Below are 12731 nucleotides of genomic sequence, written 5' to 3'. Positions count from 1 at the left end.
CTGCTGAGACACTAAGTCTTTCATTTATTAGGCAGCACTAACAAAATAAGCCTTAACAGTCTGTGACACCACAAACATTAAGTGCGATAACTCCGATATTAAGGAATGCATATGAAATATTTAACTTTGGTTGCTGCGTTAGCGTTTTCTGCTTCAGCTATGGCTGTAAACTGTACTGACTGCCACGAGACAATTAATGTTGAAGAGCATACAGAAATGGAAGCAAGCATTGCGACTTGTAACGATTGTCACGATATGGCAAGTGCTCACGAGTTAGATACAGAGATCCACACTCCTGACCTAACAATGAAAGAGTGTTCAGACTGTCACGAGTAAATACTCGGCAGTGATAAAAGCGCAGTAGTGATAATTTAACACAGTGCTTTTATCTAATTTGCTACTGCAAATTGCAGATACAAAAAAGCCAGCGATTAGCTGGCTTTTTTGTATAATTTGGTCGGGATAACAGGATTTGAACCTGTGATCTCTTGTCCCCCAGACAAGCGCCTTACCGGACTAGGCCATATCCCGAGATATTCTACAGAACAAGTTATAAAAGCATTTATAACTAAGGGGGTATTTCTGAAGAACCCGCACTTTATCAAGTCATTATTGTTAGCGCAAGCTCTTCATGTGTGATGAGAATTCGTTTGCTTAGTTTATAGTCTTTTATGCTATAGCAGTTTTAGTGGATGTAAAGCCTACGACCTTCTCGCATCACTTCCACAAGCTCTGGGGCACTTAATTTCTTTTTTAACGGCTTAGTATAGTCATTGTCGTAGATACGGTACTTACCATGTCGATCAATAACGGTAATTTCATGCTCTTGATAAATCGCAAAAATACGATGGTCACCAACATAAACCCAAGTCTTATCACTCGGTTGCATTAGGCTCTGATCAGAACTGTAGTCTGATGCAGGGTTGGTACAACCTAAGGTTTGAGTCAAAATTGCCGGCACTAAGCCGTTGTGCGTCGTGCGATATTTTATTTTTTTGGCTGTCTCTTCATTTGACCAATGGATAATCATTGGTACGCGAATGCTATCGGGTGACAGGTTGACTCTTGCTTCGTCAGAATTACTGGTAAACATTTTGCCGCTGATACCTGTAATGACAACCATAGTACTTTTTGGAAGTGTGCTCACAACCTGCTCAATCTGTTTGTCGATAAAGTTAAGCGACTGTCGATACTGGTTAAATAGTACTTTTTGTGCAGGCTTAAACTTTGACGATGCTTGAACCGTTTTAATACCTAAGAAGCCAATAGGCGTGTCATAGCTTTCTGGTGACTTTAGGTTGAGTAAGCTAAACCAGGGTTGGGCCGCCGATTGAGTCCATTTTTGCCAGTTAGCAACGGACTGCAGATCAGATTTTGCGTAGCTGTCGATATGCTCTGAGTTAACGCGTGTAAAGTCGTTAAATATTGCTTGGGGCTGCCCTAGGGTATCTTGAGTGGTAAATAACGCTAATTGATACCCTTTATCGCTGAGTTCTTGGGTTAATACTGGACTACGGAAATGTAAATCTACCGCGTTAGAGTAGCTACCTTGAAGCCCATAAAGCAGGCTAAACATGCCGCTACTAAACTGATTGCCACCGCTGAGGTGTTCAGTAAAGTCCATGTTCTTTTTCGCATAAGATGCAAGGAAAGGCATGGTCGCGCTATCAACTTGATCGGCTCGTAAACTATCAACTGCAATGACTAAAATGTTAGGTAGGTCATCAGCGCTACATTGCAGCTTTGCTAATGGGTAGTCTAGGCTAGCCTTTGGTGGCGTTTGGTTCTGCTGATCTTGAATACCTTCAATACCGTAACTTTCCATTAAGCTTTTAGCCGTAGCGGGGTAAGACAATGGATAAGCATCATCAAAATGGGTAATTTCGGTTACATCTGCGGCATCGCCCCAAATATGGATCAGGTGACTAGCAACAAAACAGGCACCAACAATCACGACTATTCGGTTACCTATATTCCGTTTGCGGATTTTTTCAATCCGTTTCCAAAGGAAATTCGCCAAAGTAAGCTCTATCGCCAAAATGGCGAGAGGTGTGATGATGTAGGAGGTGCCCCTTAATAAGGCATTTAAGTCCGCCCAGGCCAGATCAAATACAAAGGGACTTAGATGAAGACCATAATCATCATAGATAACCGTATCATAGAGTAATAAACATAAGCTCAATGTCGCCACTACAGCGGCATATCCCCTGAGGACCCTTGAATAAGGAAGCAATAAGGTAACAGGGAAGATAAGCACCAGATAAACCATAAAAGCTAAAAAGCTAAAATGACCTACGGTGCTAATAACTAAATAGCCCCAGCCAATAAATGATTCGGGAAGTCCGATGGTGTCGAGATAGCGATAGCCGACAATAATGGCCAGTAGTCCATTAATGAAAGCAAACCAGTGCCCCCAGCTTACTAAGCGTGAGACGCGATCACGTCCAATCTGTTTTTGTCGCTCGACCATGTTGACCCATTTATTGTTTAGGGGTTGTAGAGGCTAAAATCATTATTTTAGCCTCTACTTATTCTGCTTAATATATCTGTATCTTAGTTAGTTTTCACTGACTGCGACAATGCTTTAGCAAATTGCTCTGCAACTACTTGACGCGCCTCAGCTGGAACTTTCTTTTCTAGCAGATGAGTGACGCAATTACCAAGAGCCATCAAGCTTAAGTCTGTTGGAGATTGATGCTTTGCTAGCACTGCAAGTAAATCTGCAATAATAGACTCTACTTGGGTATTAGAATATTTGGATTGAATAGCCATAATTAAAAAGGTTCACTTTAAATCTTGATTAACGGCATATAATAACGGATTTTTTGCAGAAGCTCCGCACTTTTTATTGTACTTTTTACAGTGCTGGTTGCAGTGTTGGAAATTAGGCGGTGGGATTAAGTGACTCTTGTGTTGAAAATCGCCAATCAGCTTTTGCATCAAGCTAACATTCAAGCAATGCTACCTTGTGTGTTCACCCTTCTTGCTTTTGTTTTTATCTTGTTGATTTTCAATGTTTTTACCTTTATTTTCTCGTTTTAATTATAATCTGCTTATTCATTAATACTGCAATCATATGACTTTAAACGTTAGGCCTTAGTTCACTCAAGCAAATATAGATTTATTGCGACTCTCTGGTATGATAGCGGGCATTACAATGTGGTTGGATTAGGTAGGATTGCTCTTCCCTTACCAATGACAGATATCAATTGTTTCCAATAAGAGTGTGAGAAAGCCTTACGCTCCTTGCCAAATTTTATCGAGGCTCAATGAGTATTAACGTCGAACAAGCAATTATCCACTCCATTTCTCAAGATGGTGAAGGTCAACTTAGTTGTCGATTACGTCCACAACCTTTGCTAAATAGCCAAGCGGTTGAGGCGATGCTAGAAGAGTTGCATCAAACTTATACCACCAAAGCCGGTAAAGGGTTTGGCCATTTTGGTATTAGTGGTGAAGATGGCGAAGCAAACACTAAGTTTGAAGAAGCCTTAACCACTTATCGCAGTGGTGAGCTTGGCTTTGTCGAATTTTCTGGGATTGCGGGTAAGTTGCTACAAGAAGAACTGGCTAAGTACGACTTTAGCACTGGCGGGTTCTTGCTGCTATCTTGCTACACCTACATGACAAGCGATTACCTGTTTGTGTCTTTGCTTAACGCAAAATCATCGATGACAGTACTCGACGATATGGAACTGTCGCAAAATACACATTTGGACCTAAACAACGTACAACTCGCTGCACGTATTGATTTAACTGAGTGGCAGGCTGATCCAGAATCGAAAAAGTACATCTCTTTTGTGCGTGGTCGTGCAGGACGTAAAGTTGCTGATTTCTTCTTGGACTTTATGGGCTGTGTTGAAGGTGTTAATACCAAGGCTCAGAACAAGTCGTTGATGAACGCTGTTGAAGATTTTGTGGGTAATAGTGAGTTAACCAAAGATGAGCGTCAACAAGCTCGAGAGCGTGTATTTGATTACTGTAGCGAGCGCTGTGATGAAGGTGCCTCGATTCAGATTAAAGACTTAGCCGATGAACTTGCAGACCAAGGTATGGACTCTTTTTATGACTTTGCCCAAGGCGGCAATTATGAATTAGAAGAGGAGTTCCCTGGTGATAAGCCAACCTTAAGGCAGTTGAAAAAGTTCTCTGGCACAGGTGGTGGTGTAACGCTAAGTTTTGATGGCCAACATCTAGGTGAGAGAGTGATCTACGATCCTGTATCTGACACCATCATTATTAAAGGTGTACCGGCAAACCTTAAAGATCAACTCGATCGCCGTCTTAAGGGTGAGTAACCCCTTAAGCATTACAAATGCCTCTTGTTCATAGCTGATTATGAATAAAGGCAAATTTACAAGCCGAACCTTAAGTGTTCGGCTTTTTTGTGTCGGCTTATATTTCAAAACAGTTCTATAAAAGTGTATGCAGCAAGTTCTAATGGCAAATGTTATTTTGCAGTCAGTAATGAAGATGCATAGTTAACAGCTTCATGGATTGTGTAATGCTTGCTCTAAAAAAGGCAATTCACACTAAAAAAGTCGAATGTTGAGCTTGATCATTGTAAGCTGAAGTTATTATCAGAAGAGTCAGCTTACTGACTCATCAACACATTAGCATCCTGTGGCCATTGCTGCATGGACTAAGACAGGTAGACTGTTTTTCTACCTAGGAGCGAAAATGCAATTGTTTGTTAAAGATTTAACGGTTATCGATTTTTCTTACCTGTGCCCTATACGAGGCATGGTTGGTGAAAGCTGGATTGTTGATGTGTTGCTCGACGGTGGTTTAGATGAGCAAAATATGGTGCTCGACTTCGCGAAAGTGAAGCGCACCATTAAAAATACCATCGATGCGGTGGCAGATCACCGCCTGTTGGTTCCTACTGCCTGTAGTGAAGCCCGTTGGCAGCAACAAGGTGACAGAGTATGGATGGATTTTTCGAGCCAACAAGGTGATATTCATCTGGCCTGTCCGTCGCAAGCATTTGCACTTATTCCGAGTGAAATCATCGATTTTGACAGCGTGAATAAATTTTTACAACAAGCCTTAAAAGAAGTCTTACCCGCAAATGTAGAAGGTATTTCGTTGACACTTAGAAACGAAATACATGATGCTCCTTATTACCATTACAGTCACGGTCTAAAAAAGCACGATGGTAATTGCCAGCGAATCGCTCACGGACATCGTAGTCCTGTAACGGTATTTGAAAATGGCATTGCGGCGCCCAAATGGGATGAGTATTGGGCTAATCGTTGGAACGATATTTACCTCGCGACAATAGACGATCAAGTTCTCGTCGGTTCATTGTCTTTGTCTCCACAGACAGCAGTAAGCGATGCGACCCATTTTGGTTTCCATTACCAAGCGCCCCAAGGTGACTTTCAGTTAGCCATGCCTAAAGCGCTTTGCGATATTCTTCCTCATGACACGACGGTTGAGTTATTGGCTGACTATATGGCACAGACCTTATCTGACAAAGTCCCTAGCAGTGGTTTTAAAGTGATTGCTTACGAAGGCGTGGGGAAAGGCGCTATTGCGAGCAGGACGGTCGGATAACTCAGTATTAAAGGAGTGGCTTTGAAACCATTTACGCAGATTGTTTTTACTAGTTTATTGACTAGCTTAGCTTTTCAAACGAGCGCGGCAGTTCAGCTTAACGGTGAGTTATCTCAAGGGGCACTGATCCGAGCCCAGGTACAACCTGGCACTCAGGTGTTTTTAAATGATGAGCCGGTACGCGTGAACGAGCGAGGTCAGTTTGCGTTCGGCTTTGCCCGTGAAGCGGAGTCAGAGCAGATGCTTAAGCTTGTTTATCCCGATGGTTTGACTGAGCTGAAGCCGTTAAAGATTAAAAAGCAGCAATATAAGATCCAACACGTTAATGGGATCAGTAAGAAAATAATGAAGCCCGATCCTAACGCGCAAGCTCGCGCTGCAAAGGATTCTAAACAAGTCAAAGCGGCTAGGGCACAATTTACTGAGAGTAATGCTTTTGCGCAAAGCTTTATATGGCCATTAACAGGCAGGATCTCAGGAGTGTATGGCAGCCAGCGTGTATATAACGGTAAACCTGGCACACCTCATTATGGGGTTGATGTGGCAGCAAAAACAGGGACTGTGGTTATGGCACCTGCCGATGGCGTGATATCACTCTCTGTGCCAGATATGTTTTATTCTGGCGGCACCATGATCATCGACCATGGTTATGGCGTGAGTTCGAGCTTTTTACACTTAAGTAAGCTTTATGTGAAAGAGGGCGATACCGTCAAACAAGGCGATAAAGTTGCTGAAGTGGGTTCAACAGGCCGCTCGACAGGCCCCCATTTGGATTGGCGAGTGAACTGGTATCAGGTTCGGCTCGATCCAACGACCATAGTCCCATCGATGAAAAGTGTATTGGCACAAAAATAATAGCAATAAACCAGTAATTCTCTGATTTAAAGCCATTAAAAAGCAGTCTTGATGACTGCTTTTTTTGTGCTCTTTGTTCAACAAACGAACAGGCTATTTATAGCGTTTTTTCCACTTAAATAATACTGAGTATTTCCAGAGGTTTTTTATCACAAAGTAACCGACCAGTGAGAAAATACCTGCCAACACAATACAGCCAAGCAAAAACGGCGGACCTATGGTTTCAAGTGATGCTTGGACCCAGTGCCAGCTGGCTTCAAAATTAAATGCTTGTGGCTCATGCCCGAGTAAACTGGCGCCTAAAAGGTAAGCCATATAAAACATAAAAGGCATGGTGATAGGGTTTGTTATCCACACCAGCGCTACTGCAAGTGGTAAGTTTACGTTAAATAATATGGCTAAAGCCGCTGCCAGTACCATTTGAAATGGCATTGGGATCCACGCGACGAACAGGCCTACCGCAAATGCCCCAGGCGCTGAGCGTCTATTTAACGTCCACAGATTTGGCTTTAAGAGTAGATCACCAAACATGCGCAAGTGTTTATGTTCACGCAATGTTTCGGGCTTTGGCATAAATTTTTCAATAATTTTTTTTGGCATAACTTCAATTTGCTGTCTTAACTTAATTCACTATGAATCGATTTATGTGCGGTTACTGCATCACTATTCTGTCAACGATGCTTTGGCCATCCTTGGTGAACCTATACATCCTACCTTTGTTGATCGTAGTGGTTATTACAGCCTGTAAGCGTGCTCCATTTATTGCTGGCAGCTTATTAGCAATAAGCTGGATAAGCATTTTCTATTCACTACTAATGGACTGGAACACTGGCGAAAATATTGAAACATTGAATGTTGAGGCCGAAATCATATCACTTGTTCATACAAACGGCGACCGGATTAGTATGGATATTGTGCTGATCGATTCAATTTCACCCCATCTTGTCAGTAGGAGGATGAGATTAATTTGGAACGAAGCGCCGTTTATTGTTCCTGGTCAGCGTTGGCAATTACAGATTAAAGTTAAACCGATCACGAGCATTTTAAATCAAGGGGGATTTAACCAACAAAAGCATCTGCTCGCTAAGCACATTATAGGCAAAGGTAAGGTTATTAGTGGTCAAATTTTGACAACTGATTTGTCTTACCGTATGAGGCTAATCGAAAAGTTGAAACTAGTTTTATCACCTTATGAAAGTGCCGATCTGCTTTTAGCGCTGCTAAGTGGCGATAAATCAATGATATCGTCTGAGCGTTGGCAACAACTTAGAAATACAGGGGCGGGTCACCTTTTTGCTATCTCGGGGTTACACCTGTCAGTGGTATCACTGTGGTTGTTAATTGCTGCAAAATTGGTTTTGTATCGTCGTTTTCCAGTTTCGAGTCGGCGTAATTGGCTTTGTTGTTTAGCATTCTCACTGCTTGGCGTAGTGGCTTATGCTTATCTTGCGGGCTTTTCGGTGTCTACCCAGCGTGCGCTTATCATGTTGATTGCTTATATCAGCTTTAGCGTGCTGAGCCGTCACTCCTCAAGCTGGGAAAGATTGCTCTATGCACTTTTTGTCATTTTGCTTATCGACCCACTAAGCCCATTGAGCGCAAGTTTTTGGTTATCATTTTGTGCGTTAACCATTATTCTCCTCACGGTAACACGCTACTTCTCCGTAGCTGCTGAGGCGACATCAGGCTCACTAATGTCAGTGACAAATAGGCTTGAGACTCATTCGGCCCAAATCTGCACTTCCGCCCCCCATTCTCTTGAAACTAATGCTCCCGAAATCAATAGCCCGGCGGCGCCAACCCGTTGTATTACGGCTGCAGAAAATAAAAGCTCAATCCCTTATCGGCATTTATGGCCTCAATTAAAAATTGCAGCATTGGCATTTTGGGCAGTGCAGTGGCGCTTAACGCTAGGTCTAGGTGTTATTCAAGCGATTTTCTTCTCTGGGACTTCTCTGGTGAGTCTTTTGGTCAATCTGGTTTTGGTGCCTTGGTTTAGTCTAGTGCTTATTCCGATAAGCCTGATGTCTTTGCTAGCTTTTATCATTATGACAGCTCTGGGTTTTTCTGGCGGTGGTGTTTTTACTCTGGCAGCGCTGGCGATGACTCCTGTGGTTAATTTACTTGATTATGCTAGTGAGGTTAACTTTGTTTGGCTCGATCTTTCTGACGAAGTTGTAGCTGCGTTAATCATGGCCTCTATCGGCCTTTACTTACTGGTTAATATTAAGCAACTTACATGGCGTTTGCCATTGTCAGTAATGTTACTCCCGTTAGTGCTCAGCGTGTTATTTCACTTTAGCGGAGCACCAAAAGAGAACCGTTGGCAGGTTCATTTACTCGATGTCGGGCAAGGATTATCTTTGGTCATAGAGAAAAATAATCGGGCACTTATTTATGATACTGGCGCACGATATGGTGACACCTTTAGTTATGCAGATAGAGTGTTACTTCCTTTTCTAAAAAGTCAGGGGATCGGTAATATTGATTATCTTGTCGTCAGTCATGGTGATAACGACCATGCCGGCGGGGCTGCTTATATTATTGATAAGTATCCCGATGTCGCAGTGATCTCTGATTTGATCCCGATACAGCAACATAGCTGCAGACCTAAGACATTGGTTTGGCAGAATCTTAATCTTGAAATTTTAGCGCCGTTAGAGCCTAAAAAGGGGAATAACGGCTCATGTGTTATTCGAGTTAGCGATACCGGCAATAGCGTGCTACTAACGGGGGACATTGAAAAGCAGACGGAATATCGGTTACTTGAACGAGCAGCAAAGTACGGCTTTAGGTTACAGAGCCGGTTACTCATAGCCCCTCATCATGGCAGTAGAACCTCCTCTACCACATCCTTTATCGATGCTGTCGCCCCCGAGCTGGTTTTATTTCCGGCAGGATTTAGAAATCGCTATGGATTTCCTAAAAAGGAGGTCGTCGAACGTTATGAACAACGTGATATTGCTATGTTTACGGCTGGGGAACAAGGACAGGTTAGTGTTTTATTTGACCAAGAAACTATGAAAGTTCGAACATATCGTTCAGATTTTGCACCATTTTGGTATAGCAAAGTGTTTAGGTTTGGCCAGAATAAAAATCCAGAGTAGAATGCTTCTTTTGCCAAAATGTTAATCTCTCAATGACAACATCTCCTAAAAATGAAGTCTGGACTGTATTTAAGCGCTTATTAGGTTATTTGAAGCCTCTTAAAACAGTATTAGCTTTTGCCATAATCGGCCTCATTATGTACGCCCTTGTGGACGCAACATTTATTGCCGTGATTAAACCATTTATTGATGAAGGCTTTGGTGGTCAAGCAGGCCAAGCGGCCCAAGCTGCTGGTGGTGTAACGGGCGGCGTAAGTAGTCTCGATTTTGGTACTGGTGACGGTTTTAACTCTGGCAGTGATGTTTTGCTGTTGGCACCATTTGTCGTTATCGGCCTGTTCTCACTTCGTGGCCTTGCAAACTTCCTGTCGACCTACTGTATTTCTTACATGAGTGCACGGGTGATTATGGATATGCGCCAAGAAGTCTTCGAGCATTACTTGACTCTGCCGGTAAGCTACATGGATAAAGAAAACACCGGTAACTTAATTTCTCGTGTGACCTACGACACCGAACAGATTGCGCGCGCATCGGGTAGTGCACTGATCACTATCGTTAGAGACAGTATTACCGTGATCGGCATGATTGCTATCATGTTCTATTTCTCTTGGAAACTATCTTTAGTTATCTTAATTGTCGGCCCTATTATCGGCGTAGTGATCACCGTTGTGAGCCGCCGATTCAGAAAAGTGTCTAAGCAAATTCAGACCGCCATGGGCGGAGTCACTGCTGCGACTGAGCAGATGATTAAAGGCCATAAGAACGTATTGTCTTTTGGCGGACAAGAAACAGAAGCTCAGCGTTTTGCAAAAGTTAACGATCAAAACCGTTACCAAACAATGAAACTGGCTACAGCTCAGGCTATTAGCCAGCCGTTAGTGATGATTATCGGTTCGTTTGCATTAGCATTTGTACTTTATGCAGCCAGTATTGACAGCATGAAAGCAGAACTAACAGCGGGTACGTTTGCCACTATTTTAGGTGCCATGCTAGCGATGCTGCAGCCGATTAAAAACCTTACCCGGGTTAACGCTGAATTCCAGCGTGGTATCGCGGCCTGTACTACAGTGTTTGAACTACTCGATACTGAGCCTGAAAGTGATACTGGTACTCTAGAAGTTGAGCGAGTAAAAGGTGAGCTTGCCTTTAATCAGGTAGACTTTAGCTATCCAGGACATGAGAAGCTAGCACTAAGCGGTATTGACTTTAAAGTAGAGCAGGGGCAAACATTAGCATTGGTCGGCCGTTCTGGCTCTGGTAAATCGACCATTGCCAGCTTAGTCACTCGTTTTTATACTGGACTTAAAGCGGGTGAGATCACGCTTGATGGCCAAAATATCAATGATTACAAACTTAAGTCGTTGCGAAGCCAAGTTGCATTAGTCTCACAACAAGTGACCTTGTTTAACGACAGCATTGCTAACAACATCGCTTATGCATATCCAGGTGTGGCGACAAAAGAGCAGATCATTGAAGCGGCGACACTGGCTCATGCGATGGAGTTTATTGAGCCGATGCCAGAAGGGTTAGATACCCAAATTGGCGAAAATGGCGTGATGTTATCTGGTGGGCAGCGTCAGCGCATTGCAATTGCTCGTGCGATATTACGCAATTCGCCAGTACTAATTCTTGATGAAGCGACCTCAGCGCTTGATACTGAGTCTGAAAAGGCAATTCAGCAAGGGCTTGATAACTTACGTCAAAACCGAACCTCTATCGTGATTGCACACCGCTTATCGACGATTGAAAGCGCAGACCAAATTTTAGTGGTTGACCAAGGTAAGATCATCGAGCGTGGTACTCATGAGTCTCTGCTCGCCAAAGGCGGCGCTTATGCCAACTTGTATCAAATGCAGTTTGGTAGCTAAATGCAGTCCTGGGTAAATAAACTGTGGTATCAAGGTCATCCGCTGCGGTTTGCGCTCTGGCCGTTGTCGCTGTTATTTGCGCTGATCACAGGTTTTAGGCGCTTTCTGTTTCGCTTAAAGGTAAAAAAAGCGCTTAAGTTGCCTGTGCCTGTGATTATTGTCGGCAATATTACCGTTGGCGGTAGTGGTAAAACACCCACCGTCATTTATCTTATCGAGTTGCTGAGAAAGCACGGTTTAAAACCCGGGGTTATCAGCCGTGGCTATGGCGTCGAAATTGATGGTGTGCGTGCGGTTTTTCCCGGCGATAGCGCGGATAGTGTTGGCGATGAGCCTGCGATGATAGTGGCTCGAACTCAAGTGCCTATGGTGGTTGGTGCTAAGCGGGTCGATGCCGCTAAACACTTGTTGGTAGAGTTTGATGTGGATATCATTATTAGTGACGATGGATTGCAACACTATCAACTGGCTCGTGATATCGAGCTTATCATTCTTGATGGTGAACGACGTTTAGGTAATGGCATGTTATTGCCAGCAGGCCCACTACGTGAAGGTGCGTGGCGTTTACGCAGTGTTGATCATGTTATCGTTAATGGCGGTGTTGCACTTGCTGATGAGCAGGTGATGACCCTTGAACCTGCCAAATGGTTACCGGTTTCTGCAAATCATAATGCTAGTGCTGCTCCAACAAAAAGTGAACCTCTTGTGGCAATGGCTGGTATCGGCAATCCTCAACGTTTTTTTGATTCTCTGCAAGTGCAGGGATATCAAGTTGCGCAATCGCAAGCATTTGATGATCATAGTGCTTATAGTGAAACAGCGCTTAATCAACTAGCAAATGGCCGTTTGTTGGTGATGACTGAAAAAGATGCGGTGAAATGTCGCGATTTTGCAAAAGATAACTGGTGGTATCTCGCGGTAGATGCGAAGCTATCTCCCTCATTTGATAAACAACTACTGGCCAAAATTGATCGGTTGGTAGCAGATAAGTAAAGGCATTCGAAATGGCATTTGATAAAAAATTACTCGAAATCGTTGCGTGTCCAGTGTGTAAAGGCAAGCTTGAATACAATAAAGAAGCCCAACAGCTGATCTGCAAGGCAGACAAGCTGGCTTATCCTATCAATGACGGTATTCCGGTATTGCTAGAGAACAAAGCCGAGCCTTTGGCTGAATAAGCTAAGCTTGTTATTCTAGAACTAGAGAAAACTAAAAGCACCGAAGAGGTGCTTTTATCATTTTGGTTATCTAAGAGTGCATATGCTGGATAGCAAATAACGGCTTAATAAATTGACGAACAGTTTTAGATTCGTAACTGCTACAGCAATAAAAAAGGCGAAGG

At 43.2% G+C, this 12731-nt stretch carries 11 protein-coding genes and 1 tRNA gene; 8 read left to right on the top strand and 4 right to left on the bottom strand.

What is annotated here, in order from left to right; all coding sequences use genetic code 11:
• The first annotated feature begins 111 nt into the window (after positions 1–111).
• Positions 112–336 (top strand): cytochrome c3 family protein, encoded by a 225-nt coding sequence (locus tag ACVBIK_RS12605; protein ID WP_447162204.1) that lies wholly within the window; start codon positions 112–114, stop codon positions 334–336.
• Between the two features lie 118 nt (positions 337–454).
• On the opposite strand, the gene ACVBIK_RS12600 is transcribed toward ACVBIK_RS12605, so the two are convergent.
• The 3 genes from ACVBIK_RS12600 to ACVBIK_RS12590 all read right to left on the bottom strand — a co-directional run bounded on the left by ACVBIK_RS12600 (position 455) and on the right by ACVBIK_RS12590 (position 2772).
• Positions 455–531 (bottom strand) — tRNA-Pro (locus tag ACVBIK_RS12600).
• Positions 532–685: 154 nt separating this feature from the next.
• Positions 686–2470, bottom strand: coding sequence for a DUF3413 domain-containing protein (locus tag ACVBIK_RS12595; RefSeq protein WP_447164483.1), 1785 nt, complete (start codon positions 2468–2470; stop codon positions 686–688).
• Positions 2471–2553: 83 nt separating this feature from the next.
• The gene (locus ACVBIK_RS12590; RefSeq protein WP_447162206.1) at positions 2554–2772 is read right to left on the bottom strand and encodes a YejL family protein; all 219 of its coding nucleotides are present in this window, start codon (positions 2770–2772) and stop codon (positions 2554–2556) included.
• A 497-nt stretch (positions 2773–3269) separates the two neighbouring features.
• Here ACVBIK_RS12590 and yejK point away from each other — a divergent pair, with 497 nt between their 5' ends.
• From yejK to ACVBIK_RS12575, 3 genes are all read left to right on the top strand, one after another.
• A complete protein-coding gene (gene yejK / locus ACVBIK_RS12585) occupies positions 3270–4298 on the top strand; it encodes a nucleoid-associated protein YejK (RefSeq protein ID WP_447162207.1) in 1029 nt (342 codons plus the stop codon).
• A 382-nt stretch (positions 4299–4680) separates the two neighbouring features.
• Positions 4681–5559, top strand: coding sequence for a 6-carboxytetrahydropterin synthase (locus ACVBIK_RS12580; protein ID WP_447169809.1), 879 nt, complete (start codon positions 4681–4683; stop codon positions 5557–5559).
• 21 nt (positions 5560–5580) lie between these two features.
• Positions 5581–6414, top strand: a complete 834-nt coding sequence (locus ACVBIK_RS12575; RefSeq protein ID WP_447162209.1) for a M23 family metallopeptidase — start codon at positions 5581–5583, stop codon at positions 6412–6414.
• A gap of 93 nt (positions 6415–6507) precedes the next feature.
• On the opposite strand, the gene ACVBIK_RS12570 is transcribed toward ACVBIK_RS12575, so the two are convergent.
• A complete protein-coding gene (locus ACVBIK_RS12570; protein ID WP_447162210.1) occupies positions 6508–7014 on the bottom strand; it encodes a DUF2062 domain-containing protein in 507 nt (168 codons plus the stop codon).
• A 32-nt stretch (positions 7015–7046) separates the two neighbouring features.
• Here ACVBIK_RS12570 and ACVBIK_RS12565 point away from each other — a divergent pair, with 32 nt between their 5' ends.
• From ACVBIK_RS12565 to ACVBIK_RS12550, 4 genes are read left to right on the top strand one after another with little or no spacing between them, the layout of a single operon-like run.
• Complete coding sequence (locus ACVBIK_RS12565) at positions 7047–9521, top strand: DNA internalization-related competence protein ComEC/Rec2 (RefSeq protein WP_447169808.1); 2475 nt, start codon at positions 7047–7049, stop codon at positions 9519–9521.
• Between the two features lie 32 nt (positions 9522–9553).
• A complete protein-coding gene (gene msbA / locus ACVBIK_RS12560; protein ID WP_447162211.1) occupies positions 9554–11389 on the top strand; it encodes a lipid A export permease/ATP-binding protein MsbA in 1836 nt (611 codons plus the stop codon).
• Entirely contained in the window at positions 11390–12382 is a 993-nt protein-coding gene (gene lpxK / locus ACVBIK_RS12555) for a tetraacyldisaccharide 4'-kinase (RefSeq protein ID WP_447162212.1), read from the top strand.
• An 11-nt stretch (positions 12383–12393) separates the two neighbouring features.
• Complete coding sequence (locus ACVBIK_RS12550; protein ID WP_084221416.1) at positions 12394–12567, top strand: Trm112 family protein; 174 nt, start codon at positions 12394–12396, stop codon at positions 12565–12567.
• Positions 12568–12731: the final 164 nt, after the last annotated feature.

The sequence above is a fragment of the Shewanella sp. 125m-1 genome (assembly GCF_052977065.1).
This window is presented reverse-complemented; position numbering and strand designations above follow the sequence as displayed.

What these genes read in the sequence shown, in the direction of transcription:
- ACVBIK_RS12605 (WP_447162204.1), top strand. Translation starts at nt 112, where the DNA reads ATGAAATATTTAACTTTGGTTGCTGCGTTAGCGTTTTCTGCTTCAGCT.
- ACVBIK_RS12595 (WP_447164483.1), bottom strand. Translation starts at nt 2,470, where the DNA reads ATGGTCGAGCGACAAAAACAGATTGGACGTGATCGCGTCTCACGCTTA.
- ACVBIK_RS12590 (WP_447162206.1), bottom strand. Translation starts at nt 2,772, where the DNA reads ATGGCTATTCAATCCAAATATTCTAATACCCAAGTAGAGTCTATTATT.
- yejK (WP_447162207.1), top strand. Translation starts at nt 3,270, where the DNA reads ATGAGTATTAACGTCGAACAAGCAATTATCCACTCCATTTCTCAAGAT.
- ACVBIK_RS12580 (WP_447169809.1), top strand. Translation starts at nt 4,681, where the DNA reads ATGCAATTGTTTGTTAAAGATTTAACGGTTATCGATTTTTCTTACCTG.
- ACVBIK_RS12570 (WP_447162210.1), bottom strand. Translation starts at nt 7,014, where the DNA reads ATGCCAAAAAAAATTATTGAAAAATTTATGCCAAAGCCCGAAACATTG.
- ACVBIK_RS12565 (WP_447169808.1), top strand. Translation starts at nt 7,047, where the DNA reads ATGAATCGATTTATGTGCGGTTACTGCATCACTATTCTGTCAACGATG.
- msbA (WP_447162211.1), top strand. Translation starts at nt 9,554, where the DNA reads ATGACAACATCTCCTAAAAATGAAGTCTGGACTGTATTTAAGCGCTTA.
- lpxK (WP_447162212.1), top strand. Translation starts at nt 11,390, where the DNA reads ATGCAGTCCTGGGTAAATAAACTGTGGTATCAAGGTCATCCGCTGCGG.
- ACVBIK_RS12550 (WP_084221416.1), top strand. Translation starts at nt 12,394, where the DNA reads ATGGCATTTGATAAAAAATTACTCGAAATCGTTGCGTGTCCAGTGTGT.